The organism is Streptomyces bambusae, from assembly GCF_020532645.1.
GTDB lineage: Bacteria > Actinomycetota > Actinomycetes > Streptomycetales > Streptomycetaceae > Streptomyces > Streptomyces bambusae.
This window is the reverse complement of record NZ_JAJAUZ010000016.1, coordinates 13,033-39,654: the sequence shown is the minus strand read 5'-3', so window position 1 is coordinate 39,654 and position 26,622 is coordinate 13,033. Positions and strand designations below refer to the sequence as shown.

The following is a 26,622-nucleotide window of genomic DNA, read 5'->3' as shown; positions in this document are numbered from 1 at the left end:
GGGAACGCTCAGGGGGAGGGGTCGTGGAGGAGTACGCGGGGAGGGTTCTCGCCGACCGCTACCGTCTGCCGCTGCCGCCGTCCGACGAGTTCGAGCTGGTCGAGACCCGAGCCTTCGACACGCGCAGCGGGCAGGAGGTCCTGGTCCGGCAGGTGCTGCTGCCGGAGATCGTGGACGCCGAACTGCTCGACGACGGGCCGGGAGGTCCGGCGCCGGCCGCCCGGCGGGCGGCGGGCGGGGCGACCCGGCGGCCGGCGGACCCCGCGGTGCGGCGGGCGATCGAGGCGGCGCAGGCAGCCGCGCGGATCCCCGACCATCCGCGGCTCGACCAGGTCTTCGACGTCTTCGCCGAGGGCGGGTCGCTGTGGATAGTGAGCGAGCTGGTGCGGGCGCGTCCGCTGGCCGCGCTGCTCGCCGACCGTCCGCTGGGTCCGTACCGGGCCGCGGAGGTCGCCTCGGACGTCCTCACCGCCCTCCGCGTCCTGCACGCACACGGCTGGACCCACCGGAACATCACCATCCGCACGGTCCTGGTCTGCGAGGACGGCCGCGTCGTCCTCACCGGCCTGGCCGCCGGCGCCGCGGAGGAAGCCCTCTGCGGCTACGACGTGGTCCCCCCTTCCGAAGACGACGGCAGCCCACCGGAACCGCCCCCCGCCGCCCGGCCGTACGGAGCCCAGGGCACCGACCCGCGCCCCGCGGGGAAGCCGGCACTGCCCCCCATCCCGCCGGGCGCGGGGTACGGGCCCGCCGCCATGGCCCCCGCGCCCGGCTCGGCGGGCCCGCCGGGTGGGCAGTACGGACCCACGGGCGCGCCGGGCGCTGCCCCGCAGGGTGCGGGAACCGGGCCGGAAGGGCAGCCGACACTGCCCGGTCGGGCCAACGGGGCTGCACCACAGGGCTCGTACGGGCCGGTCCACGGGCAGGATGACCCCCTCGGGGGGCCGCAGGCGTACGGCGGTGCGGACCAGGAGGGTCCGGCGGAGGCAGGCGGGCAGCCCCTTGCCCACCGGTCGCCGTACAAGGACCACATCGCCCCCGAGGCGGCGCGGGACCACGAGGCCGCCGCCGGCCGGACCGGGGGCGCGCCGGCCGGGCAGGTGCCCGGTGCCGGGGCGGCCTCCGACCTCGCCGCGGCGGCGCGCGCCGGGGCCATCGCCGCCTACCGGGCCGGTGCCCAGGCAGCCGCCCGGGCCGCCGAGGAGCGGCGGGCCGCCGCACCGCCGGAGGCCCGGCCGAAGGGGTCCAACCTCCCGCAGGGCTACTCGTACCCGTACGGCGGGGGCCCCGAGGCCGGCACGCCGTGGCACGGGGCCACGCCCCGCACCCCCGCCCTGCCCGCCGGCTACACACCCGCAGGGCCCCCGGCCCCCGCCCCCGAACCGGCCCCGTCCGGTCAGCCCCCGTACGCCGGTCCGGAGCCCTCGGCTCCCGGGCCCGCCGGATCCGTGCCGGTTCCGGCGCAACCCGGCGCTCCGGGGCACGAGCTCCACCCCGGTCCCGTGCAGCCCGGCCATGGCGGGCCGTCCGCGCCCGTGCAGCAAGGCCACGGCGGGGCGGTGGCGGTGCCCGTGCAGCCCGGCGGGCCGGGGGAGCGGGCGTACTTCGGTGCCAAGGACGGTCCGGTGCCGCTCGGGCATGCGGGGCTGACCGGCCCGGCCGTGCACGCCGGCCTTCCCGGGCCCGGCGCGCAGCCTGCGGCCGCCGTGCCCGGCACACACCCCGCGGCCGCCGCGGGCTATGGGGCGCAGCCCGGGTACGAGCCGGGGCACGCCGGGTCGGGGGCGCCGGAAACCGGTGAGGGGCACGTGCCCGTGCAGGCCGCCCGGGCTTCCGGGTGGGACGGCGGCGGCCGGGGGCCGGGATCGCCGCTCGCCGCCGAGCGGGCGCGGCAGACACGGATCGCCGTGGTGGGCGCCGTCACCGAGCGCTGGGCGCCGGAGCAGGCGCATCCGGTGCACGAGAACTGGCAGTTGGCCGCGCCCGTCGGACCCGCCGCGGACCTGTGGGCGCTCGGTGCGTTGCTGTACCGGGCGGTGCAGGGGCACGCCCCGTACCCCGAGGACAGTGCCGTCGAGCTGGTCGAGATGGTGTGCTCCGAGCCGCCCGCGTACGCGGAGGAGTGCGGGCCGCTGCGGCCGGTCGTCGAGTCGCTGCTGCGCCAGGACCCCACCGAGCGACCTGACTTCGAGGAGCTGCGCGGCTGGCTGCGGTCGCTCGTACGGTCCGCCCCGGAGCCGGACGCCGCCGTCCCGGTGCCGCCCGTACCGGAGCCCGAACCGGACGCGACGCGGCTGCCGATCAAGCGGCGCCGCGGCGAACTCGTGCGCAAGCGGCGTCCGTCCGGCGAGGACCGCGGGCACGGCCGGCACCGCCAGGCGCCCCGGCCCAAGCCCTCGCCGAGCCCGCGCCCCAGCCCGAGCCCGCGGTCCGCGCCGCCCAAGCGCGCCGGCCGCGCTCCCGGTTCGCTCGGCCGGAACCTGCTGATCGGCGTGTTCGTCGCGCTCGCCGGGGCGGTCGCGTACGCGATGGTCTTCCTGCCGGAGACCGAGCGGCGCACGCCCGTGGCCACGGCTTCGTCCCCCGCGCCGCAGCCGGCCCCGACGCGGCCGCCGACCCGGGCTCCGCAGCCGACGCAGGCGCCCCGCACCGAGGCCCCCGCGACCCGGCCCCCCGCCACCGCGAACCCCGACGTCGGCAAGGGCTACACCCTGGCCCGGGACGCGGAGGGCTTCCAGCTCGCCGTGCCCGAGGGCTGGGACCGGCGGCCCCTCAACGACTCCGGCCAGGTCCGCTACACCGACGGCGACTACGAACTCATCGTCGTGCCGGGCCGGGACGCCGTGCAGGGCAACCCCGACCCGCTGGGCTACCAGCGCGACAAGGAGCGCGAGCTGAACCCGTACCGCTCCTCCAGCTGGGCCACCGCCCGCGGCGTCCGTTCCCTCACCGTGGGTCAGAAGGTCATGGCCGAGGGCGAGTACACGTGGACCGACGCCAGCGGCCGGAACGTCTTCGTCCGCAACCGTGTCATGGCCCTCGGCGGCCGCTACCACGTGGTCATGGCGGTGGGCCCGGACGACGCCCGCGACAAGGTCACCGAGATCTACCAACGGGCCACGGCCAGTTACCAGTCGGGCGGCTGACCAGGGGAGAACGCCCCGGACGGGGCGGTCGAAACCGACAGTTGCGTCACAGTGCGGTCTCGCAGGCGGTTCGTGGTACCTGGGATGCACAACCGCTCTTTAGTCTGGCCGTCCGGAGCACAGAAGCGGCAGGAATTCGTGAATCAGAGGACAGGCGCGGGCGCGGTGCTTGCGGGGCGTTACCGGCTCGGCGAGTCCATCGGCAGCGGCGGCATGGGCAAGGTGTGGCGCGCGCATGACGAGGTGCTGCACCGCACCGTCGCCGTCAAGGAGCTGACGGCGGGTCTGTACGTCGCCGAGGCCGACCGGGCCGTGCTGCACGCCCGGACCCAGAAGGAGGCCCGGGCGGCCGCCCGGATCGCGCACCCCGCCGTGGTCACCGTCCACGACGTGCTCGAACACGACGACCGGCCGTGGATCGTCATGGAGTACATCGACGGCCCCTCGCTCGCGGACGCCGCCAAGGCGGCCGGCCGGATCGAACCGCGGGAGGCCGCCCGGATCGGACTGCACGTGCTGCGCGCGCTGCGGGCCGCGCACGCGGTGGGCGTGTTCCACCGCGACGTGAAGCCGGGCAACGTGCTGCTGGCCAAGGACGGCCGGGTGCTGCTCACCGACTTCGGCATCGCGGCCATCGAGGGCGACACCTCCATCACCCGCACCGGCGAACTCGTCGGCTCCATCGACTACCTGGCCCCCGAGCGGGTCACCGGCGGCGCACCCGCCCCGGCGTCCGACCTGTGGTCGCTCGGCGCCACCCTGTACACGGCCGTCGAGGCCCGCTCGCCGTTCCGGCGCACCTCGCCGATCTCCAGCCTGCAGGCCGTCGTCCACGAGGACCCGCCGCCGCCGCGGCAGGCCGGCGCACTCGGCGCGGTGATCACGGCGCTGCTGCGCAAGGACCCGGCGGACCGGCCGTCGGCCGCCGAGGCCGAGCAGATGCTGATCGAGGCGATGGAGGGCCGCGAGCCGCGCTCCGCCCACGCCTTCGTGCCCACCCGCCGGTTCGGCCCCGAGCACGCGGTGGCCGCCGGCCACGGCGGCGGAGTCCCCGCCGCCCAGGGCGCGCCGCACCACGCCGGGCACCCGGGGCACTCCGGGCACCCCGCCCACCACCCCGGCCAGGTCCCGCACGGCATACCCGCGCAGCCCGGCCCGCACCCCGCGCCGCCCTACCAGCAGGCCGCCCCGCACCGCTCGGCCGGCCGGATCCGGCGGGCCGCGGCGGTCGCCGTGGTGGCCGCCCTGGTCGGCGGCGGCATCGCCTTCGGCTTCCTCAAGTACTACGGCAACGGCGACGGCAAGGACGGCGGCGACGGCGGACGCACCGCCGCGGGCGGCAGCACCGGCCGGGCCGCCGGCGCCGTCCCGGCCGGCTGGCGCCAGGTCCAGGACCCGGCCGGCTTCAGCCTGTGGCTGCCCGACGGCTGGCAGCGCCGGACCGACAAGGGCCAGATCGACTACACCCCGGACGACGGCCGCCACCGGCTCCGGATCAGCGTCGACCGCACCCCCGACTTCCCGACCCCTTACGCACACCTGCTCGACGTCGAGAAGAGCGTCCGCAAGCGGCTGCCCCAGTACGAGCGGCGGGCCCTGAACGCGAACACCTTCCGCGGCCTGTCCGAGGCCGGGATCTGGGAGTTCACGTGGACCGAGAAGAAGGACTTCCCGGGCAAGCGGCGGGCCGTCGACCAGATGTACGTGTCCTCCGGCGGCACCGAGTACGCGATCTACATGACCGGCCCGGCGGCGGACTGGGACACCACCCGGGCGCAGTTCGACACCGTGCTGCGGGGCTGGCAGGCGCCGTGACGACAGGTCGGGGTCCACGGGGTCTGCGCAGATCAGGACACATCTGCCAGTGATCACTGGCGCGATGTCCAAAAATCGGTTACCGACGGGTACCCAAGCCGCCCGTAACGTCATACGCTCACCGCCATGACGGACTCGCAGGCCCCGGCCACCACCCTCCGCAGCGTCCCTGTCACGACCAACCCGGTGGCCGCGGCCCCGGCCGGCGCGCGGACCGCCGCCGACGTGGTGACGCCCGCCCTGGTCCGGCGGCTCACCCGCGGCATCACCGGCTCCGGCCGGACCGCGAACCACACCCCCTTCACCGGGGACAAGCTCGCCGACCTGCCCGAGGCCACGCCCGAAGAGGTCGAGAGCGCCTTCGCGGCCGCCCGCGCCGCCCAGTCCGGCTGGGCCGCCTGGCCCGTCCGCCGCCGCGCCGCCGTCCTGCTCCGCTTCCACGACCTGCTGCTCGACCGGCAGGCCGAGATCCTCGACCTGATCCAGCTGGAGACCGGCAAGGCCCGGCTGCACGCCCACGAGGAAGTCCAGGCGGTTGCGGTCGCGGCCCGCCACTACGGCCGCAAGGCCCCCGCCTACCTGCGCCCCAAGGGCCACGCGGGCGCCATGCCGACCCTCACCAAGGTCACCGAACTGCGCCAGCCGCGCGGCGTCGTCGGCCAGATCGCCCCCTGGAACTACCCCCTCGAACTCTCCGTCGGCGACGCCCTGCCCGCCTTCGTCGCCGGCAACGCCGTCGTGATGAAGCCCGACACCGAGACCGCGCTGACCGCCCTGTGGGCCCGAGACCTCCTGATCGAGGCGGGCCTGCCCGCCGAGGTCTTCCAGGTCGTGCTCGGCGAGGGCCCGGTCGTCGGCCCCGAGGTGGTCCGGCACGCCGACTACGTCTCCTTCACCGGCTCCACCCGCACCGGCCGCGAGGTCGCCCGCGGCGCCGCCGAGCGGCTCGTCGGCGTCACCCTCGAACTCGGCGGCAAGAACGCCATGCTGGTGCTCCACGACGCCGACATCGAGAAGGCCGCCGCCGGCGCCGTCCGCGCCTGCTTCTCCTCCGCCGGCCAGCTCTGCATCTCCATCGAGCGGCTGTACGTCCACGCCTCCGTCGCCGACGCCTTCGTCGAGCGGTTCGCCGCCCGCACCAGGGCCATGCGGCTGGGCAGCTCCCTCGCGTACGGCGCCGACATGGGCTCCCTCGTCGGCGAACGCCAGCTGGAGACCGTGCAGCGGCACGTCGACGAGGCCGTCGCCAAGGGCGCGACCGTCGTCGCCGGCGGCACCGCCCGCCCCGACATCGGCCCGCTCTTCTACGAGCCCACCATCCTCGACGGCGTCGAGGCCCCGATGGCCGTCTGCGCCGAGGAGACCTTCGGTCCGGTCGTCTCCGTCTACCGGTTCACCGACGAGGACGAGGCGATCGCCGCCGCCAACGCCACCCCGTACGGCCTCAACGCGAGCGTCTGGACCAGGGACGCCCGCCGCGGCCACGCCGTCGCCGCCCGGCTGCGCACCGGCACCGTCAACATCAACGAGGGGTACGCCCCCGCCTACGGCAGCGTGCAGGCCCCGATGGGCGGCATGAAGGACTCCGGCCTCGGCCGCCGGCACGGCTCCGAGGGCATCCTCAAGTACACCGAGGCCCAGACCGTCGCGCACCAGCGGCTGCTCCCCATGGCGCCCTCGCTGGGCATGGACGACGACAAGTACGCCGCGTTCATGACGACCAGCCTCAAGGTCATGAAGGCCCTCCGGCTCCGCTGACACCCCCCACCAGGAAGGCACGGAAGTGGCACACGACCTCGACGGTCTCGACTACGACGTCCTCGTCATCGGCTCCGGCTTCGGCGGTTCGGTCTCGGCGCTGCGGCTCACCGAGAAGGGCTACCGGGTCGGGGTCCTGGAGGCGGGCCGGCGTTTCACCCGGGAGACCCTCCCCAAGAACAGCTGGGACCTGCGCAACTACCTGTGGGCCCCGGCCCTCGGCCTGTACGGGATCCAGCGGATCCACCTGCTCGGCAACGTGATGGTGCTCGCCGGGGCCGGCGTGGGCGGCGGCTCGCTGAACTACGCCAACACCCTGTACGTGCCGCCGGCCGCCTTCTTCCAGGACCGGCAGTGGGCGGACATCACCGACTGGCACGACGAGCTCGCCCCGTACTACGACCAGGCCAAGCGGATGCTGGGCGTCCGGCTCAACCCGACCATGACCCCCTCCGACGTCCACCTGAAGGCGGCCGCCGAGAAGATGGGCGTCGGCGACAGCTTCCACATGGCGCCCGTCGGCGTGTTCTTCGGCGACGGCGACGACGCCGACGGCGGCTGCACCGCCCGCCCCGGTGGCGAGGTCCCCGACCCGTACTTCGGCGGCGCCGGCCCGGCCCGGCGCGCCTGCACCGAGTGCGGCGAGTGCATGACCGGCTGCCGGCACGGCGCGAAGAACACCCTCGCCGAGAACTACCTGCACCTCGCCGAGCAGGCGGGCGCCGTCATCCACCCCATGACCACCGTCACCGCCCTCGCCGAGCACCCCGACGGCGGCTACCGCGTCCGCACGGTCCCCACCGACGCCCGCCGCAAGGGCGTCAGCCGGGAACTGCGCGCCCGGCACGTGGTCGTCGCGGCCGGCACCTACGGCACCCAGACCCTGCTGCACACCATGAAGGACAACGGGCTGCTGCCCCGGATCTCGGCCCGGCTCGGCGACCTGACCCGCACCAATTCCGAGGGGATCGTCGGCGCCCAGACCGACGACCGCCGCTACCGCCGCAAGCACGGGCAGCAGGCGCGCGCCGACTTCACCAAGGGCGTGGCCATCACCTCGTCGGTGCACCCCAACGCGGACACCCACATCGAGCCGGTCCGCTACGGCAAGGGCTCGAACGCGATGGGCGCGATGACCATCCTCCAGGTGCCCTACCACCAGCACCGGGTCCGGGCCTGGTTCGGGCGGACCGCCAGGCACCCGGTGCAGATGCTGCGGTCGCTGTCCAACCGGCGCTGGTCCGAGCGGACCATCATCGGCCTGGTCATGCAGTCCCTGGACAACTCGCTGACCACGTACCGCAAGCCCGGCGGCATCGGGAAGGGGCTGCTGACCGCCCGGCAGGGCCACGGCGCCCCGAACCCGGTGCAGATCGCCGAGGCCACCGAGGCCGCGACCCTGCTGGCCGAGGAGATCAACGGCTTCGCCGGCAGCAACGTCGGCGAGCTGATGGGCACCCCGCTGACCGCCCACTTCCTCGGCGGCTGCCCGATCGGCGCCTCGCCCGAACAGGGCGTGGTGGACCCGTACCACCGGCTGTACGGGCACCCGGGGATCTCGGTGGTGGACGGCTCGGCGGTGTCCGCGAACCTCGGCGTCAACCCGTCCCTGACGATCACGGCGCAGGCGGAACGGGCCATGTCGTACTGGCCGAACAAGGGCGAGGCCGATCCGCGGCCCGCGCAGGGCGAGGGCTACCGGCGGCTGTCCGCGGTCGAACCGGTCGCTCCGGCGGTTCCGAAGGAGGCCTTCGGGGCACTGAAGCTGCCCTTCCTGGCGGTGCCGGAGGTGCCCAAGAAGGCGGAGTGACCCGGCGTACGGGATCCGTTCCGCTCCCGGACAGCGAAAGGGGCTGCACGCCCCCTCCACGTGCAGCCCCTCACGCCGGAGCGTTGGTTCCGCATAGGTGACAGCCCGGAGGCGCCCGGGGTTGTACGGAAACCGGCGATAATCCGTGTGACGCGCGTCACCTGAGGCCGGAGTTCCGGTGATCGTCCTCATTTCGTGATCTGAAAACGGGCAACCGGAACCGATCTCCGCAGGTCGAAGCGGTCATGAGGCTTCTTTCCCTGCTGGCTGCCGCAGGCCTGGCGACCCTGGGCACGGCGGCGCCCGCCCACCCGGCCGACCGCGCCGAGGTCACCCTGAGCGGTCCGTCCGCGGTGCACCTGCGGCCGTTCCCCGAGACCGGTGAGCCGCGCCAGACCAAGCTGAAGGTCGACACGCGCAATCCGGGCCGGGCGGCCACCGGGGCCTACACCCTCACCGTGGACTTCCGCGGTCTCGGCGGGATCGCCCGGGTCACCGGCCGCCCCGGCGACGGCTGCACGGCCACCGCCACCACGCTGGTCTGCGAGCGCACCGGTGCGCAGCCCGGCACCGCGCCCGCCGTCGACCTCCGCCTCACCGCGGTGCGGGGCAGCCGGCCAGGGCAGAGCGGCGACCTGACGGTGACCGCCCACGGGCCGGGCGCCAGGTACCGGAGCCTCACGACCACGGTCGCCGTCGGCGGCACCGACCTCCGGGTGATCCCCTTCGACCTCGACGCCACCACCGCCGTGGGCCAGCGCCAGCAGGTCCCGCTGGCGTTCGAGAACACCGGCACCGAGGACGCCGGGGAGCTGGTGCTGGACCTCACCACGACCCGGGGCCTGGAGTTCGTCGAGCGCTACGACAACTGCACCTACCCCGACCCGCGCCGCCCGGTCCGGGAGGGCAGCGTCCGCTGCCACTTCACCGGCCCGTTCGAGGCGAAGGCCACGTACGAGCTGGACAGCCCGCTGACCCTGCTGGCGAACCGGCACGCCCTCGCCGACACCTTCTCGTACGTCCTCACCCCCGACCCGGAGGCCGAGACCGCGGCGGCCGGGATCCGCGAGCGCACCCCCCTTGCCCGAAAGGGCAGTGGCAGGGCCGGCGGCAAGGGCAAGACCCTGGGGCTCACCGCCCAGCGGCCCCGGCCGGCCGCGCCGATGACCGCCGACCTGCATCCCGCGGACAACGGCCAGGACTTCAGCTTCAAGACCGCGAACAGCGCCGACTTCGCCGCCTTCGGCGCCACCCTCAAGGGCGACCGGGGCAGCACCGCCGCCCTCCGCGTCGCCCTCCGCAACCAGGGCCCGGCGTGGATCGAGCGCGCCGACGGCGAGGCGTTCGGCGCCGCCGACATCCGCATCCCGCAGGGCGCCCGGGTCACCCGCAAGCCGCAGGGCTGCCACGCCCGGACCGCCGGCGGCGCCCCGCGCACCGAGCAGCTCGGCGCACCCCGCTACTTCTGCACCGGCGCCGCGCGGGTGTTCCTCGACGGGGCCGCCGTCAGCTACCCGTTCGAGGTGGCCGTCGACCGCTACGTCCCGGACGCCACGGGTTCCATCACCGTCGGCAGGTCCTTCGCCACCTCCGGCGGCACCTGGCGGCTCAAGCCGGCCGACCGCAACCGGGCCAACGACACCGCCAGGATCTTCCTGAACCCGCTGAGCACGCCCACCCCGAGCCCCACCCCGACCCGCAGCCCGTCCCCGACGCCCACCGCTTCGGCGACCGCCACGGCCGGCCCCACCCCGACCGCCACCGCCTCCCCGACGCCCGGCAGCACCGGCAGCACCGGTGGCACCGGCGGCAACCTCGCCAACACCGGCAGCGGCGGCGCGGGCCCCCTCGCCGCGCTCGCGGGCGGGGCCGTCCTGGCCGGCGGTGTGCTGGTCCTGGTCTTCCGGCGCCGCGCGGCCCGCGCGTAGCGCCCGTACGACCGCACCGGGAGGCCCGGAAAACCTCCGGCCCCGGAAAACGGACCGGCCGGCACCGGGCGTCCCCGGTGCCGGCCGTCCTACGGTGACCGGGCTGCTGTCCCCTGCCGTCCGGTCACACGCCGGAGCGAGGTCCCACGACGTACGGCTCCACGGGCCGTACGTCTCATCGCTCCAGCGGAGCCACGCGTGGTTGGTGCGGTCCCGCGCCTGGCTGGCACGGACAACCTCACCAACGAAGGCCCCCGGGGCCGGTCACGGTCCGGACGGGTGACGAACGGCAGGGCGAGCCCGCCGCGCCCGGGCCACGCGGCCTCAGATGCGGCCCCGGCACAGCTCCAGCAGCGTCATGGCGAGCGCCGTGCCGGGCTTGGTGCCGAGGGCGTCGCTGAAGTGCGCCAGCACCTCCATCTCGCGGGACAGGTGCACCCGGCGGCCGCCCGTGCCGATCCGGGCCTCCTGGATCACGGCCGAGACGGCCATCCGCTCCTGGATCAGTCCGATGATCCGGTCGTCGATCGCGTCGATCCGCTCGCGGGAACCGGCGATCAGCTCGGCGGCGGCGGCCGGGGTCAGCGTGGTGGCGGTCATGTTCTCTCCTGATGGGTCGTGCCGGCAGGAGCGGGAACGCCAGAGCGCCCCGGTCCTTCCGGACCGGGGCGCTCTGGGAAGTCAGTGGCTCAAGCGGAGCAGCACTCAGACCCGTGGCGACCGGACCGGCCGGTGCCATAGGTAAAGAGGAAGCTCGCCTGCTTGCGCATGAAACGGATTATTGCCACGGGGCGGCCGCGAAGACAAACGGGTTCGGATGGTGAGACGAAGACGGGTGTGCGATCCCCGTTAGAATCGACAAAACAACACCCTTTCCCCGCCGGAAGGCCGCCCCGTGCCAGAAGCACCCTCCGCCGCACCGGACGTCGTCCTCGTTGTCGACTTCGGCGCGCAGTACGCCCAGCTCATCGCCCGCCGCGTCCGTGAGGCCCGGGTCTACAGCGAGATCGTGCCGAGCACGATGCCCGTGGCCGAGATGCTGGCCAAGAACCCCAAGGCGATCATCCTCTCCGGCGGCCCGTCCTCCGTGTACGAAGAGGGTGCCCCGCAGCTCGACCGCGCGCTGTTCGAGGCCGGCGTCCCGGTCTTCGGCATGTGCTACGGCTTCCAGCTGATGGCCGTCACCCTCGGCGGCACCGTCGACAACACCGGCGCCCGCGAGTACGGCCGCACCCCGCTGACCGTCTCCAAGGCCGGCTCCACCCTCTTCGAGGGCACCCCCGAGCACCAGTCGGTGTGGATGTCCCACGGCGACGCCTGCTCCGCCGCCCCCGAGGGCTTCACGGTCACCGCGTCCACGAACGTCGTGCCCGTCGCCGCCTTCGAGAACGACGAGAAGAAGCTGTACGGCGTCCAGTACCACCCCGAGGTGCTGCACTCCACGCACGGCCAGCAGATCCTGGAGCACTTCCTCTACCGCGGCGCCGGCATCGAGCCCAACTGGACCACCGGCAACGTCATCGAGGAGCAGATCGCCGCGATCCGCGCCCAGGTCGGCGACAAGCGCGCCATCTGCGGCCTGTCCGGCGGCGTGGACTCCGCGGTCGCCGCGGCTCTCGTCCAGAAGGCCATCGGCGACCGTCTGACCTGCGTCTACGTCGACCACGGCCTGATGCGCAAGGGTGAGACCGAGCAGGTCGAGAAGGACTTCGTCGCCGCCACCGGCGTCCGCCTGAAGGTCGTCGACGCGCAGGAGCGCTTCCTCACCGCCCTCGCCGGGGTCTCCGACCCCGAGGAGAAGCGGAAGATCATCGGCCGCGAGTTCATCCGCGTCTTCGAGCAGGCCCAGGCCGAGATCGTCGCCGAGGCCCCGAACGACCAGCCCGTCGAGTTCCTGGTCCAGGGCACCCTGTACCCGGACATCGTCGAGTCCGGCGGCGGCACCGGCACCGCGAACATCAAGTCGCACCACAACGTCGGCGGCCTCCCCGAGGACCTGGAGTTCCAGCTCGTCGAGCCGCTGCGCCAGCTGTTCAAGGACGAGGTCCGCATGGTCGGACAGGACCTCGGCCTGCCCGAGGAGATCGTCCAGCGCCAGCCCTTCCCGGGCCCCGGCCTCGGCATCCGCATCGTCGGCGAGGTCACCAAGGAGCGCCTGGACCTGCTGCGCGAGGCCGACGCCATCGCCCGCCACGAGCTGACCGCCGCCGGTCTCGACCGCGAGATCTGGCAGTGCCCGGTCGTGCTCCTCGCCGACGTCCGCAGCGTCGGCGTCCAGGGCGACGGCCGCACCTACGGTCACCCGATCGTGCTGCGCCCCGTGTCGTCCGAGGACGCCATGACGGCCGACTGGACCCGGATGCCGTACGAGGTGCTCGCCCGCATCTCCACCCGCATCACCAACGAGGTCAAGGACGTCAACCGGGTCGTCCTGGACTGCACCAGCAAGCCCCCGGGCACCATCGAGTGGGAGTAGGACTCCCCCGAGCCCTGCCGAGGCCGCCGCTCCCCGCCGGAGCGGCGGCCTCGCCGTTTCCCCCGGCCGAAAGCGCCGGCTCTGGTCTCCTCGGGCGGGTCTCGGTACCTTGCGCGCCAGCCGAGCGAAGGAGCCCCGCCCCATGGCCGGACAGCCCGCCCCCGTACCGTCCGAGCAACTGCTGTTCGCGATGCCGCCGGAGCACGAGGACCCCGCCGAGGAGCGCGCGTACCGCAAGGAGCGGCTGGCCGGGGCGCTGCGGCTGTTCGGCGGACTCGGCTTCGAGGACGGGGTGTCGGGGCACATCACCGCCCGCGACCCGGAGTACGAAGACTGCTTCTGGGTCAACCCGTTCGGGCGGTCCCTCGCCCTCACCGCCGCCGAGGACCTGCTGCTCGTCGACGGCGAGGGCCGGGTCGTGGAGGGCGCCCGGCACGTCAACCAGGCGGCGTTCACCCTGCACGCGGCCGTCCACAGGGCCCGCCCCGACGTGGTCGCCGTCGCGCACGCGCCCTCCGGCCACGGCCGCGCCCTCGCCGCCCTCGGGGAGCTCCTCGACCCGCTCACCCAGGAGGCCTGCGCCTTCTACGAGGACCACGCCCTGCTCGACCGCTACACCGGGGCCGCCGTGGACGCGGCCGAAGGCCGGCTGGTCGCCGCCGCGCTCGGCCCGCGCAAGGCGCTGATCCTGCGCAACCGCGGGCTGCTGACCGTCGGCGGCTCGGTGGACGCGGCCGCCTGGTGGTTCGTGTCGATGGAGCGGGCCTGCGGGGTCCAGCTGGCCGCCCGGGCGGCCGGGAAGCCCCGGCCGATCGACCACCGCAGCGCCCTCGCCACCCGCGAGCAGCTCGGCTCCGACCTCGTCGGATGGATCAGCTACCAGCCGCTGTGGCAGCGCATCGCGTCAACCCGGCAGCCGGGGAATCACCCGCTCTGACGTCGGCGGCGATCCGGAGCACTGCCGCAGTGGTGCACAATTCGCAGGCACTGCACGGTAGTTAGAGAGGCGGCACGCTCGTGGCTGTCCAGGAATTGCACCGAAGTACCCACGCCGGCACCTGTACCTGCGACGACTGCCCGCACGGCGCCCGCGAGGGCCACCGCCGGGCGGTCGCCGCGTTCGTGGAGAAGCGGGACGGTCTGGCCGCCGGTTACGGGCTGCCCGCCGCCGTCGCCCGCTCGGCCGGCGCCTCCCGCCAGTGGGTGTCGGACGAGCTGACCCAGTCCGCCCGTACCGTCGCCGACCGGGGCCGGGAGGCCGGGCACTCCTGGCTGTACCTGCTGTCCCGGCGGGCCGTGCTCGCCGTGTGGATCGCCGCCGGTGTGCTGCTCGTGGTGCAGGTGGCGACCGCGCTGGGCACCGGCTGGAGCGCCGCCCGTACCGCGGGGCTGCTGTCCGCGCTGCTGCTCGCGGCCCTGCTGACCGTCGCCGCGCGGGCCCAGACCGTACGGGGCGGGCTGCTGGCGCCGCTGGTCGGGGAGGACAACCGGCTGTCGACCTCGCGGGCGGTGCCGTGCGCCTGGCTGGTGCTGACCGCGTTCGCCGCCCTGCTGCCCGCGCTGCGGCTGGCCGCGACCCCGTCGGGGGCCGAGCGGGCGGCGCTGTACGAGGGGCTGGGGCTGCCGCGGGCGCTGCCGCTGCTGACCGTCCTGGCGGTCACCTCCGGGGTCGCGGTGCTGGTCCGGCGGGTGGTCGCGGTGCGGATCATGGGCCAGCGGCTGCAGAAGCTGCCCGCCGACCGGCCGCGCGGCGCGGACCTGCTGACCGACGACGCGGGCCGCGGCAGCCTGCCCGACGCGCAGTACGTGCTGGTGGCCACGGTCACCCTGGCGTTCGTGGCGGTCTCGCTGGCCCGCTACCCCGACCGGCTGCCGCAGCTGCCCTGGTCGCTGGCGGTGCTGACGGCGCTGTCGGCCGCCGTCTACCTGGCGGCGAAGTACGCGGAGGGCAGCCGGCCGCTGGTGCTGTCGGTGGTCCGCACCCGCGAACCCGGCGAGCTGGACTCGGCGATCCGCACGGGTGACGACATCGAGATCCGCGGGGTGGGTTTCGTGCCGCCCGGCGCGCAGACGCCCGAGATGCTGGCCCGGCTGGTGGTGCGGATCGGCACCGTGCACGTGCACGTGCCGCTGGTGCCGGTGCCGGGCGGTTTCAGCAGCCCCTGCGACCAGGTGCTGATCGTGCCGGTGCCCGCCGAGGTGGAGCCCGGGATCACCGAGGTGCAGGTGGTGACGGCCGCCGGCGTGGAGTCCAACCGCTGCACCATCGACGTCGCCGACTGATCGGGGCGATGATGGGCGGGTGACCGGCAACCAGTTCCCCGCGCCCGACGACACCCCCGACCCGGCGTCCGCCGCGCCCGCCGGCCCGGCCGGTCCGCCGGCCCCGGCCGCGACCTCCGCTGCCACCACCGGTTCCGCCGCTTCCGCGCCCGCCGGCCTGCGGGACCTGGCCGCCCGGCACGCGCTGCTGCCACTGCGGATCTTCCTCGGCGTGACGTTCGTGTACGCCGGACTCGACAAGCTGACCGACTCCGCCTTCCTGCAGGCCTCCGGCGCCGGCTCCATCGGGGACCTGATGCGCGGGGTGCGCGACGGCTCCGCGATCCCCGCCCTGGTGGACCTCGCCCTCAAGGGCCCGGTCGCGTTCGCCGTGCTTCTGGCCATCGGGGAGGTCCTCGTGGGCCTCGGCACCCTCGCCGGGCTGTTCGCCCGGTTCGCGGCCGCCGGCGGTGCCCTGATCTCGCTCAGCCTGTGGCTCACCGTCAGCTGGCAGGCCTCCCCGTACTACTACGGCAACGACCTGGTCTACCTGATGGCCTGGCTGCCGCTGATCCTCGCCGGCGCCCCGTACCTCTCCCTCGACCAGCGGCTGCGCGGGCGGTTTCACTCCCGCCGGTCGCGCCGTACCGCGTAGGTCGTCAGCCCCACCAGGGCCGCCAGCGCGAAGCCGCCCGTCACCATGGGGACGATCAGGAACCACGGCAGGTCCAGCCCGCCGCTCGCGTCCACCAGGTACAGCACGCCCGTGGTCAGCAGGACCAGGCCGGCGAGCAGCCGGCCCGGCAGGAACTCATGACGCCGCACGGGTCACCTCCACCTGTCCCACAGCCATCCGCAGCTGCAGGTCGATCGTGCCGCCGGGCACCGCGCCCGGTGCGGGGGCCAGCTCCGGACGGTGCGTCCGGTCGTTCTGTACGCGGACGTGGTCGCGCCGCTCGCCGGGCAGCATCAGGTCGCCCAGCCGGATCTCGACCGCGCCCGTCGCTGCCGCCTCCGGCGGCAGGACCACCCGCAGCCGGCCGGCGTCCATGGCCGCCCGGACGGTGACCGTCGTGCCCTTCGGGACGTCGAGGCGGCTCAGGTCCAGGGTGGCCAGGCCTGTGCCGGCCGTGTAGCCGGGCCGGACCTCGGCGACCGAAGCCGGCCGCCAGACCGTGCTCCGCCAGTCCGTGCCGATCTCCCGGGGCAGGACGGTGGCGCCCATCAGCAGGGCGGCGGTGAGCACGGACAGCAGCAGGGTGCCGAAACCGGTGCGGCCCCTGAACGCACTGACCGCGAGGCCGGTTCCGAAGACCCCGAGCGCCGCCGCGAGGCCGGTCTGGAGGGCCTGGCCGAGCGGGTTGCCGTGCCAGGCCGCGGCGGTGCCGACGGCGCCCGCGAGCAGTGCGAGGACGAAGGTCCGGCCGCCGATGCCCTGACCGCGGCCGGCCGGTTCGCAGCCCTTGCCGCCGGCGTCCTGCCGCGCGGGCGGGTGCGCCGCCGACGGCTCCGCCGCGGTGTGCGCCTCCGGATCCGGCCCCCACAGGTAGCCCTGACCGGAGCCCGGCGGACCCGTCGTACCGTCCTTGACCAGCGGATCCCGCCACCAGGAGACGACGCCGGGGGCCGGCGGGGCCTGGGTCTCCGGCGGCGCCTCGGTCCGCGGCGGTACGACCGCCCGGAACGGCTCGGCGTCGGGCCCCGGGGCGTCCCGGCGGCGCCGCGCCCGGTGCGCCGCCGCGCCCACGGCCGCGATCACCAGCACGGTGAACGTCAGGGTGCCCCCGTTGTCCACCATGGACAGGAACAGGGCGCAGCCGACCAGCGCGAGCAGCACCGCGGCCAGCGTCGAGCCCTCGATCCGGCCCGTGAGCAGCCGCTTCGCCTCGTTGTCCTCGTCGCCCTCCAGCGGCATCACCAGCCAGGCGATCCCGTACCCGACCAGGCCCAGGCCGCCCGTGACGGTGAGCACGGCCACCACCACCCGGAAGATCACCGGGTCCACGCCGAAGAACCGGCCCAGCCCGCCGCACACGCCCGCGACCACATGGCTGCGCCGGCTGCGGGTCAGCGCGGGCCGCTCGGCCGGATCGGGTTCCGGTGGGCCGGCGGGGGCCGCCGCGGTCGCGTCGTGTGCTTCGGTCATGGGTCCATGGTGGCGGGCCCTCCGCGCCGCCGGTATCCGGCCCCACCCTGGCCCGACCCTGATATCCGCAGTCCGGAACCGGGGGTTGTCCCTGATGCCCCGCCCCCGGCGGGCATGTGACCATCGATGACATGCCGGCAGCAGTGCACCATCCCAGACACCCCCGCGGTCCCGCGGCCCCCGAGGCCGAGGAGCCGATGCGCAAGCTGTACCGGAGCGCCGACGGCCGGATGCTCGGCGGTGTGGCCCGCGGGCTGGCCGGGCACCTGGGGCTGCCCGTCGTCTGGGTCCGGCTGGCGTTCTTCGCGCTGTTCATGCTCGGCGACGGGCTCGGCGTGCTGCTGTACGCGGCGTTCTGGGTCTTCGTACCGCTGGGGGTCGGCGGGCGGGCCGAGGACCGGTCGGTGCTGGAGTCGTTCCTCGCCGGCTCGCCGAAGCTGCGCAAGCCCAGCAAGCAGGAACTCGTCGCGATCCTCGCGCTGTTCGCCGGCCTGGTGCTGTTCATCAACCGGCTGCGGCTCGGCGGCGAGTCCGGGCGGTACGTGTGGCCGCTGCTGCTCGTCGGCGCCGGCGTGGTGCTGGTGTGGCGGCAGGCCGACAACGCCCGCCGGGCGAACTGGACCACCGTCTCCCGCCGCCACGGCCGGCTGCTGAATCTGGGCCGGGCGCTGGCGGGCGTGGTCCTGGTCGGCGTCGGGATCACCGTGTTCATCGTGGTGCGCGGCTCCGCCGCCCAGCTCGGCAACGTCCTGACCGCCGCGCTCGCCGTCCTCGCCGGCATCGCGCTGCTCGCCGGCCCCTGGCTGATCCGCATGACCCAGGACCTGTCCGAGGAGCGGCTGATGCGCATCCGCGCCCAGGAGCGCGCCGAGGTCGCCGCACACGTCCACGACTCCGTCCTGCACACCCTCACCCTGATCCAGCGCAACGCGGAGGACGCGGGCGAGGTCCGCCGGCTGGCCCGGGCGCAGGAACGGGAGCTGCGCAACTGGCTGTACAAGCCGGAGGGCACCGGCAAGGACGAGGCCGAGGAGCCGGACACCCTCGCGGAGGCCGTGAAGAAGGCGGCGGCCGAGGTCGAGGACCACCACGGCGTCCCCATCGAGGTGGTCGTCGTCGGCGACTGCCCGCTCGACGAACGGCTGGGCGCACAGATGCAGGCCGCGCGCGAGGCGATGGTCAACGCCGCCAAGTACGGTGGCGAGGGCGGCCCGGTGCAGGTCTACGCCGAAGTCGAGGGGGCGGTGGTGTTCGTGTCGGTGCGCGACCGCGGACCCGGTTTCGACCTCGATGCGGTACCGGACGACCGAATGGGCGTACGAGAATCGATCATCGGCCGGATGCAGCGGAACGGCGGGACCGCACGGCTGCGGGCCGTGCCCGACGGCGGCACGGAAGTCGAGCTGGAGATGGAGAGGGCGAGGACGGCATGACCGAGGAGAACACGACCCTGCCGGCGGACCGGCGGGTGCGGGTGGTGCTCGTCGACGACCACCGCATGTTCCGGGCCGGGGTCCAGGCCGAGATCGGCGAGACCGGGCGGACCGGCGTCGAGGTGGTCGGCGAGGCCGCCGACGTGGACCAGGCCGTCACCGTGATCACCGCGACCCGGCCCGAGGTCGTGCTGCTCGACGTCCACCTGCCCGGTGGCGGCGGCGTCGAGGTGCTGCGCCGGTGCGCCCCGCTGATGGCGGCGGCCGAGCAGCCCGTACGGTTCCTCGCGCTGTCGGTGTCGGACGCGGCGGAGGACGTCATCGGGGTGATCCGCGGCGGCGCCCGCGGCTACGTCACCAAGACGATCACCGGGGCCGACCTGGTCGCCTCGGTGTTCCGGGTGCAGGAGGGCGACGCGGTGTTCTCGCCGCGGCTGGCCGGCTTCGTGCTGGACGCGTTCGCCTCGACGGACGCGCCGCCGGTCGACGAGGACCTGGACCGGCTCACCCAGCGCGAGCGCGAGGTGCTGCGGCTGATCGCGCGGGGATACGCGTACAAGGAGATCGCGAAGCAGCTGTTCATCTCGGTGAAGACGGTCGAATCGCACGTCTCGGCGGTGCTCAGGAAGCTCCAGCTGTCCAACCGGCACGAGCTGACCCGCTGGGCGACGGCCCGCCGCCTGGTCTGACTCCTTTTCGCGGCCGCGGTCGCGGCCGCAGTCGCGACCGGGTGCGCGGCCCGGACCGGTCACACCGGCCGGGTGGCGCCGGCCCAGGGCATCTCGTCGATGGGGGCGATGCGCACCGTCGAGCCGGGGCGGGGCGCGTGGATCATCTTGCCGCCGCCGATGTACAGGCCGACGTGGCTGATGCCGGAGTAGAAGAACACCAGGTCGCCGGGGGCGAGCTGGGAGCGGGAGATCCGGCGGCCCGCGTTGATCTGCGTGTACGTGGTCCGGGGCAGCGACACCCCGGCCGCGCGCCAGGCGGCCTGGGTCAGGCCCGAGCAGTCGAAGGCCCGGGGCCCGGTCGCGCCCCACACGTACGGGCGGCCGATCGCACCGTACGCGAAGGCCACGGCCTGGGCGGCGCGGGAGCCGGGAACGGCCGGCCGGCCGGCGGGCGGGGCGCCGCGGTCGGGCCGGGCGGTGCCGGTGTTCCGGCCGGGCGTGCCCGTGCCCTCGCCGGCCTGCTTCTGCGCTGCGTACCGGGCCCGCTCCTCCGCCGTCAGCCTGGCCAGCAGCTGCCGGGCCGCCGTGAGCTTGCCCTCGACGGTCTTCTTGTGGCGGGCCGCGGCGTCCTGCTGGGCGCGCAGCTCGGCGAGGGTGCCGTCGGCCTTCTCCCGCAGGGCGCGCACCTCGCCGATCCGCTGCCGGACGGCGGCGATCCCGGCGGCGCTGCGGTCGCCGGCGCGCTCGATCAGCGCGGCCCGCTCCAGGTACTCCTGCGGGTCGTCGGCCATCGCCAGCTGCAGGGCCGGGCCCAGGCTGCCGGTGCGGTACTGGGAGGCGGCCAGCGAACCGAGCGCGCCGCGCGCGGTGTTGAGCTTCTCGGTCTTGCGGGCGGCCTCGTCGCGCAGGGCGTCGAGCCGGCGCTGCGCCCGGTCGGTCCGCTCCTTCGCCCCGTTGTACTTCTCGGTGGCGGCTTCCGCCTCCTGGTAGAGCGTGTCCACCTTGGCCTTGACCTGGGCCGGGGTGAGGCGGGGCTCTGCGGTGGAGGAGCCTTCGAACGCGGTGGCGGTGGCAGCGCCCGCAAGGGCGAGGGTGGTGGCCGCGGTGCGGACCGTGCCACCGGAGAGCGGGCGCTGCCTCGGCTTTCGATGCTTCATGGGGGAGGACGCTAGGGGGGCAGGTAACGGCCGGATATCGGAATGACCGGAAAATTGCCTTTTCGTTCCGGTTGATGATCGGAACTGTCCCGTCGGGGCCGGTGTCGGGTGGCTCTCTGCCCGCTGGCTACGCTCGACGCCATGGACGTACTCATCAATGTCTTCGTCGGCCTCCACATCGTCGGCATCGCCTCGCTGCTGGGCGGTTTCCTCATGCAGATGAAGGCGATGGGCGCCGGTACGGCCCGCTTCGTGCCCGGCATGCTGCACGGCGCGCTGACCATGCTGATCACCGGCATGGCCCTGGTGGGCTTCCACGAGATGCAGGACGACGCGGTCAACAACATCAAGATCGGCGTGAAGCTCGCGGTCCTCTTCGTGATCCTGGCGCTGGTGTACGTCAAGCGCGACGAGGAGCAGGTCCCGAAGGGCATGTTCGCCGCGGTCGGCGGCCTGACCCTCGCGAACGTCTTCATCGCGGTCCTCTGGACCTGAGCCCCTGCCCGCCGGCGGGCAGACCGGCTGCGGTCCGGGTCAGCCGCCCGGCCGGACCCGCCCGTACATCGGCTGGTAGTGGATCGAGTCCTCCCGTACGTACGCCCCCGGCCGCGGTGCGTGGATCATCCGGCCGGCGCCGACGTACAGCCCGACGTGGCTGATGTCGCCGTAGAAGAACACCAGGTCGCCGGGGAGCAGGTCGGCCACCGTGACCCGCGGGCCCGCCTTCACCTGCTGCCACGTGGTGCGCGGCAGCTCCACCCCCGCCGCGTGCCAGGCCGCCCGCGTCAGCCCCGAGCAGTCGTACGCGTGCGGACCCGCGGCACCCCACACGTACGGCTTGCCCAGCTGGGCCCGGGCGAAGGCGACGGCCGCAGCGGCCCGCCCCGGCACCGGCCGGCCGGGCCCGGCGGGACCCGGCTGCTCCGGCTCCCGCCGGGGCGGGCCGGACCGCTCCGGCTCGGCGATTCGTTCCCGCTCCCGGGCCGTCAGCCCCGCCAGCAGGGACCGCGCCTCGGCCAGCTTCCGCTGCACCTGCGCCTTGCGGCGGCCCAGCTCCCGCTGCGCGTCGTCCAGCGCCGCCAGCCGGGTCACCGCCGCCCGCCTGGTCCGGGCGGCCTCCGCCTGCCGCCCGCGCAGCTCCACCAGCACCTCCTGCTGCCCGCTGCCCAGCCGCGCCAGCACATGGCTGCGGGCCGCGTAGTCCTGCGGGTCCCGGGCCAGCAGCAGGGTCGCGGTGGCCCCGACCGGCCCGCCCGCCCGGTACTGCGCGGCCGCATGGCTGCCCAGCAGCCGCCGCGCCGTGTTCAGCCTCTCCCTGGTCACCGCCATCTGCGCCATCAGCCGGGACAGCGCCGCCTGCTGCGCGTCCCGGCGCTCCTTCGCCGCGTCGTAGTGCTGGACGGCCGTCCCGGCCTGCCGGTACAGCCCGTCCACCTGCGCCCGCACGTCCGCCGGCGCGGGCCGGGGCCGCGGCACGGCGGCCGCCCCGGGCGCGGTGAACAGGCTGACGGACGCCAGCGCCGCCGAGGTCACGCCCAGCGCCTGGGCGTTCATCCGTAATCCGGTGCGCGGTCTGCGGTGGGTGGTCACGGCCGGCACCTCCTTCCGTGGGGGGACACGAGGTGCACGCCGGTGCGCGGGCGGATGCGCGGGAGTGTGCAAGGACTGCGCGCCGGCTTGGCGGAGCACGCTAGCGCCGCCCGCGGGGGCTGGGAAGGGTCCGGGCGCATATGCGGCCCGGTGCGGGCTGCGGGGGCTCCGCGTGGACGGGGGCGGCTGTGATTTTCCGTACGCGGCCCGGCCCTGTCGGTCCCGGCCTCTAAACTCGGAAGGCGATGAGCAGCCTCTTTGACGACAGCTTCCTGACGGACCTGGCCCCCTCCGGCGAGGAGCCCCCGCCGCCCCCGGACGACTACGGCCCCGAGGAGCCCGCGGACGACCTGTTCGGCGGGAAGTTCGACATGCCCGTCGACACAGGGGGGAGCGGGGACGCCTACTACCGCGACGGGGCGCCCAAGCCGGTCATCGACCCGGCCGCCCTGCTCGACGGGCTGAACGAGCAGCAGCGGGCCGCCGTCGTGCACGCCGGATCACCGCTGCTGATCGTCGCCGGCGCCGGCTCCGGCAAGACCCGCGTGCTCACCCACCGCATCGGCCACCTGCTGGCCGCGCGGAAAGTCCACCCGGGCCAGATCCTCGCGATCACCTTCACCAACAAGGCCGCCGGCGAGATGAAAGAGCGCGTCGAGAGCCTCGTCGGCCCGCGCGCGAACGCGATGTGGGTCTCCACCTTCCACAGCGCGTGCGTGCGGATCCTGCGCCGCGAGTCGAAGCGGCTCGGCTTCACCTCCTCGTTCTCGATCTACGACGCGGCGGACTCGAAGCGCCTGATGGCGCTCGTCTGCCGGGACCTCGACCTGGACCCGAAGAAGTTCCCGCCGAAGTCCTTCAACGCCAAGATCTCCAACCTGAAGAACGAGCTGATCGACGACGAGGCGTTCGCCGCGCAGGCGGCCGACGGTTTCGAGAAGACGCTCGCGCAGGCGTACGCGATGTACCAGTCGCGGCTGCGCGAGGCCAACGCCCTCGACTTCGACGACATCATCATGACCACGGTCCACCTGCTCCAGGCGTTCCCGGACGTGGCCGAGCACTACCGCCGCCGGTTCCGGCACGTCCTCGTCGACGAGTACCAGGACACCAACCACGCCCAGTACACCCTGGTCCGCGAGCTGGTCGGCGCCGGGTACGAGGACCTGCCGCCGGCCGAGCTGTGCGTGGTGGGCGACGCCGACCAGTCGATCTACGCCTTCCGCGGCGCGACGATCCGCAACATCCTCCAGTTCGAGGAGGACTACAAGGACGCGACGACGATCCTGCTGGAGCAGAACTACCGCTCCACGCAGACCATCCTGTCCGCCGCCAACGCGGTCATCGAGCGCAACGAGAACCGCCGCCCCAAGAACCTGTGGACGGACGCTGGCTCCGGCGCCGGCATCACCGGCTACGTCGCGGACACCGAGCACGACGAGGCACAGTTCGTCGCCGACGAGATCGACCGGCTGACCGACAACGGCGACGCGAAGGCCGGCGACGTCGCCGTCTTCTACCGGACCAACGCGCAGTCCCGCGTGTTCGAGGAGATCTTCATCCGCGTCGGCCTGCCGTACAAGGTCGTCGGCGGCGTCCGGTTCTACGAGCGCAAGGAGGTCCGGGACGTCCTCGCCTACCTGCGGGTCCTCGCGAACCCGGAGGACACCGTCCCGCTGCGCCGGATCCTGAACGTCCCCAAGCGCGGCATCGGCGAGCGCGCCGAGGCGATGATCGACGCCCTGTCGCTGCGCGAGCGGATCACGTTCCCGCAGGCCCTCAAGCGGGTGGACGAGGCGTACGGGATGGCCGCCCGCTCCACCAACGCCGTCAAGCGGTTCAACACGCTGATGGAGGAGCTCCGTACGATCGCCGAGTCCGGTGCCGGGCCCGCGGTGGTGCTCGAAGCCGTCCTGGAGCGCACCGGCTACCTGGCCGAACTCCAGGCCTCCACCGACCCCCAGGACGAGACCCGCATCGAGAACCTCCAGGAACTCGCCGCCGTGGCGCTGGAGTTCGAGCAGGAGCGCGAGGAGGGCGAGGGTGCCGGCACCCTCGCCGAGTTCCTGGAGAAGGTCGCGCTGGTCGCCGACTCCGACCAGATCCCCGACGAGGACACGGACGGCTCCGGCGTCATCACCCTGATGACCCTGCACACCGCCAAGGGCCTCGAGTTCCCGGTGGTCTTCCTGACCGGCATGGAGGACGGGGTCTTCCCGCACATGCGTGCGCTGGGCCAGACGAAGGAACTGGAGGAGGAGCGCCGGCTGGCGTACGTGGGCATCACCCGCGCCCGCGAGCGGCTCTACCTGACGCGCTCGTCGATGCGCAGCGCCTGGGGCACCCCTTCGTACAACCCGCCGTCGCGGTTCCTGGAGGAGATCCCGGAGCAGTACCTCCAGTGGAAGCGGACCGGGGCGCAGAAGCCGGCCGGTCCGGTGCGCGGCTCCGGCGGATCGCGCGGTACGGGCGGCACCGGCGGGCGGGCGTCGTTCGGGACCTCGCCGGAGTCGTTCCTGGCCGGCGGGCTGTCTTCGTCGCGGTCCCGTTCGGGGCCGTCGGGCTTCGCCACCCGGCGCACCGCGGACAAGCCGGTGATCGCGCTGGTGGTCGGGGACCGGGTGACGCACGACCAGTTCGGCCTGGGCACGGTCATGGAGGTCACCGGGGCGGGCGCGGACGCGCAGGCCACGATCGACTTCGGGGACGCCAAGCCGAAGCGGCTGCTGCTGCGGTACGCGCCGGTCCAGAAGCTCTGACGGCGGGCCGGCACACGCAAACGGGAGAGGGGCCGGGCGACATCGCCCGGCCCCTCTCCCGTACGTCTTCGGCCGCCGGCTACATCGGGTCCAGACCGTGCGAGCGCAGCCAGGTCAGCGGGTTGATCGCCGAGCCGCCGCCGGGGCGGACCTCGAAGTGCAGGTGCGGGCCGGTGGAGTTGCCCGAATTGCCGGAGTACGCGATGACGTCGCCGGCCTTGACCGACCCGGACCGGAGCTTGGTGCTGCTGAGATGGCAGTACCAGGTCTCGGTGCCGTCGGGGGCGGTGACTATGGCCATGTTGCCGTAGGCGCTGTTCCACTGGGTGCGCACGGTGCCGTCGGTGGCGGCCATGACCGGCGTGCCGTAGGAGACAGGGAAGTCGATTCCGGTGTGCAGGGACATCCAGTTGACGCCGGACTGGCCGTAGCCGGCGCTCAGGCCGTGCTGGGCGACGGGCAGCGCGAACTTGGGGCGCATCGCCTCCTTGCGGGCCGCCTCCTCCGCGCGCTTCTTGCGCTCGGCCTCCTGGCGGGCGCGCAGGTCGATGCGCTCCTGGGTGCGGCTGGCGCGGTCGGCGAAGTCGCCGGCGTCCGCACTGAGCGCGGCGAGCTGGGTGTCGAGCTTGCTGTTCGCGGCGACCGGCTTCACCGAGGCCGGGTCGGGCGCGGCGAGCGTGGTGGTGTCCTCGGCGGGCTGCTGGCCGCCGGTGAGCCCGCCGACGGAGGCGGCGGCGACGCCGGCCACGCCCATGACGCACGCGGAGGGCACGGCCACGGTCAGCAGGGCCGAACGCTTGGCGGGGGTGCGGTTGCGGCGGCTGGCCGCGCGGCCGCCGGCGGCGGGCGCGGCGGGGGCGCCGCGGCGGGCGGAGCGGGAGCTGCGGGGGGCCGGGTGCGGGGCGGTCTCGCCCGCCTCGGCCGGGTGCGCCTCGGGGGCGGCCGGGTCGTCGTGGCCGCCGGGCGCGTCGTCGGTGACGTCTTCGAACACCGCGGTGCCGCCGGTGTCCGGACCGGCGTGGTCCTCGGCGTACTCCTCGTAGGAGACGGCCTGTCCGGGGACGGTGTGGCCGGCGAGGCCGCCGTGTCCCGGGTGGTACGTCTCGTACGGGTCGGCGGAGTGGCCGTACGGGGTCTGCGCCTCGGGGGCCGACAGGTCGTCGTAGCCGTAGGAGGAGGGGACGTACTGCTGCGGGAGTTCCTCGGCGACGGCGCCGTTCCAGGCGGTCGCGTCGTAGCTGCCGGTCTCCGTGCCGGTGGCGAAGGAGGGCATCTCCCAGTGGCCGGAGGCGTCCTGGCCGGCGGTGCCGTAGCCGAACGCGTCGCTCTGGTGGGCGGCGCCGGCGTTCCAGGCGCTCGCGTCCCACTGGCCGGTGGTGTCCTCGGACGCCGTCTGCGCCGGAATGGCCGCGAGGTAGGCCTCCTGGGAACTCTGGCTCCAGGCCGAGGAGTCGTAGGCGCCGGTGTCGTACGTCTGCTGCGTCCCGTACGTGCCGTACGGGTCGTAGGCGAAGCCGTAGCCCTGCGTCTGGTGCTGGTTCTCGTAGGTCCCCTCGAAGCCCCCCTGGAGCGGACCGCCGTACGGATCACCGGCGAAGGTGGTGGTGGAAAGGCCGTCATACCCGGCATCCGGGTACGGGCCCGACGAGGGGCGGTCGTTCACCAACTTCT

At 74.3% G+C, this 26,622-nt stretch carries 19 protein-coding genes; 13 read left to right on the top strand and 6 right to left on the bottom strand.

Features of this window, described 5'->3' with window-relative positions; genetic code table 11:
- Nucleotides 1-23: 23 nt before the first annotated feature.
- The 5 genes from LG634_RS13735 (at nt 24) to LG634_RS13715 (ending at nt 10,457) form a co-directional block, all read left to right on the top strand.
- Nucleotides 24-3,146: a serine/threonine kinase C-terminal domain-containing protein gene (locus LG634_RS13735; protein ID WP_226734063.1), complete on the top strand. Its 3,123-nt coding sequence runs from the start codon at nt 24-26 to the stop codon at nt 3,144-3,146.
- 84 nt (nt 3,147-3,230) lie between these two features.
- The gene (locus tag LG634_RS13730; RefSeq protein ID WP_264203093.1) at nt 3,231-4,961 is read left to right on the top strand and encodes a serine/threonine-protein kinase; all 1,731 of its coding nucleotides are present in this window, start codon (nt 3,231-3,233) and stop codon (nt 4,959-4,961) included.
- A 126-nt stretch (nt 4,962-5,087) separates the two neighbouring features.
- A complete protein-coding gene (locus tag LG634_RS13725) occupies nt 5,088-6,719 on the top strand; it encodes a succinic semialdehyde dehydrogenase (RefSeq protein ID WP_226734061.1) in 1,632 nt (543 codons plus the stop codon).
- Nucleotides 6,720-6,744: 25 nt separating this feature from the next.
- Nucleotides 6,745-8,529 (top strand): GMC oxidoreductase, encoded by a 1,785-nt coding sequence (locus LG634_RS13720; protein ID WP_226734060.1) that lies wholly within the window; start codon nt 6,745-6,747, stop codon nt 8,527-8,529.
- A 245-nt stretch (nt 8,530-8,774) separates the two neighbouring features.
- Complete coding sequence (locus tag LG634_RS13715) at nt 8,775-10,457, top strand: hypothetical protein (RefSeq protein ID WP_226734059.1); 1,683 nt, start codon at nt 8,775-8,777, stop codon at nt 10,455-10,457.
- A 324-nt stretch (nt 10,458-10,781) separates the two neighbouring features.
- Here the strand turns inward: LG634_RS13715 and LG634_RS13710 are convergent, their stop codons facing one another.
- A complete protein-coding gene (locus LG634_RS13710) occupies nt 10,782-11,057 on the bottom strand; it encodes a chorismate mutase (protein WP_226734058.1) in 276 nt (91 codons plus the stop codon).
- Between the two features lie 295 nt (nt 11,058-11,352).
- Between LG634_RS13710 and guaA the strand changes: the two genes are divergently transcribed.
- The 4 genes from guaA to LG634_RS13690 all read left to right on the top strand — a co-directional run bounded on the left by guaA (nt 11,353) and on the right by LG634_RS13690 (nt 15,850).
- Nucleotides 11,353-12,933 carry a glutamine-hydrolyzing GMP synthase gene (gene guaA, locus LG634_RS13705; protein ID WP_226734057.1) on the top strand — a complete coding sequence of 527 codons (1,581 nt, stop codon included), beginning with the start codon at nt 11,353-11,355 and terminating at the stop codon, nt 12,931-12,933.
- A gap of 142 nt (nt 12,934-13,075) precedes the next feature.
- A complete protein-coding gene (locus tag LG634_RS13700) occupies nt 13,076-13,870 on the top strand; it encodes a class II aldolase/adducin family protein (RefSeq protein WP_226734056.1) in 795 nt (264 codons plus the stop codon).
- 80 nt (nt 13,871-13,950) lie between these two features.
- Nucleotides 13,951-15,216, top strand: a complete 1,266-nt coding sequence (locus LG634_RS13695; protein WP_226734055.1) for a hypothetical protein — start codon at nt 13,951-13,953, stop codon at nt 15,214-15,216.
- A 157-nt stretch (nt 15,217-15,373) separates the two neighbouring features.
- The gene (locus LG634_RS13690; protein ID WP_226734143.1) at nt 15,374-15,850 is read left to right on the top strand and encodes a TQO small subunit DoxD; all 477 of its coding nucleotides are present in this window, start codon (nt 15,374-15,376) and stop codon (nt 15,848-15,850) included.
- Here LG634_RS13690 and LG634_RS13685 read toward each other — a convergent pair.
- Together LG634_RS13685 and LG634_RS13680 are read right to left on the bottom strand one after the other, a co-directional pair.
- Complete coding sequence (locus tag LG634_RS13685; protein WP_226734054.1) at nt 15,820-16,020, bottom strand: hypothetical protein; 201 nt, start codon at nt 16,018-16,020, stop codon at nt 15,820-15,822. The genes LG634_RS13690 and LG634_RS13685 overlap by 31 nt on opposite strands.
- Nucleotides 16,007-17,341: a PspC domain-containing protein gene (locus LG634_RS13680; RefSeq protein ID WP_226734053.1), complete on the bottom strand. Its 1,335-nt coding sequence runs from the start codon at nt 17,339-17,341 to the stop codon at nt 16,007-16,009. The genes LG634_RS13685 and LG634_RS13680 overlap by 14 nt, the downstream gene beginning before the upstream one ends.
- Nucleotides 17,342-17,472: 131 nt before the next feature.
- Here LG634_RS13680 and LG634_RS13675 point away from each other — a divergent pair, with 131 nt between their 5' ends.
- Both LG634_RS13675 and LG634_RS13670 read left to right on the top strand, forming a co-directional pair.
- Nucleotides 17,473-18,774 carry an ATP-binding protein gene (locus tag LG634_RS13675; RefSeq protein WP_226734052.1) on the top strand — a complete coding sequence of 434 codons (1,302 nt, stop codon included), beginning with the start codon at nt 17,473-17,475 and terminating at the stop codon, nt 18,772-18,774.
- Nucleotides 18,771-19,463, top strand: a complete 693-nt coding sequence (locus tag LG634_RS13670; protein WP_226734051.1) for a LuxR C-terminal-related transcriptional regulator — start codon at nt 18,771-18,773, stop codon at nt 19,461-19,463. The genes LG634_RS13675 and LG634_RS13670 overlap by 4 nt, the downstream gene beginning before the upstream one ends.
- Before the next feature lie 59 nt (nt 19,464-19,522).
- Here LG634_RS13670 and LG634_RS13665 read toward each other — a convergent pair whose 3' ends face one another.
- Nucleotides 19,523-20,602, bottom strand: a complete 1,080-nt coding sequence (locus LG634_RS13665) for a C40 family peptidase (RefSeq protein WP_226734050.1) — start codon at nt 20,600-20,602, stop codon at nt 19,523-19,525.
- A 141-nt stretch (nt 20,603-20,743) separates the two neighbouring features.
- Between LG634_RS13665 and LG634_RS13660 the strand changes: the two genes are divergently transcribed.
- Nucleotides 20,744-21,097: a hypothetical protein gene (locus LG634_RS13660; RefSeq protein ID WP_226734049.1), complete on the top strand. Its 354-nt coding sequence runs from the start codon at nt 20,744-20,746 to the stop codon at nt 21,095-21,097.
- 39 nt (nt 21,098-21,136) lie between these two features.
- Here LG634_RS13660 and LG634_RS13655 read toward each other — a convergent pair whose 3' ends face one another.
- Nucleotides 21,137-22,192 carry a C40 family peptidase gene (locus LG634_RS13655; protein WP_226734048.1) on the bottom strand — a complete coding sequence of 352 codons (1,056 nt, stop codon included), beginning with the start codon at nt 22,190-22,192 and terminating at the stop codon, nt 21,137-21,139.
- A gap of 245 nt (nt 22,193-22,437) precedes the next feature.
- Between LG634_RS13655 and pcrA the strand changes: the two genes are divergently transcribed.
- A complete protein-coding gene (pcrA, locus tag LG634_RS13650; RefSeq protein ID WP_226734047.1) occupies nt 22,438-24,951 on the top strand; it encodes a DNA helicase PcrA in 2,514 nt (837 codons plus the stop codon).
- A gap of 79 nt (nt 24,952-25,030) precedes the next feature.
- Here the strand turns inward: pcrA and LG634_RS13645 are convergent, their stop codons facing one another.
- Complete coding sequence (locus LG634_RS13645; protein ID WP_226734046.1) at nt 25,031-26,614, bottom strand: M23 family metallopeptidase; 1,584 nt, start codon at nt 26,612-26,614, stop codon at nt 25,031-25,033.
- Nucleotides 26,615-26,622 lie beyond the last annotated feature (8 nt).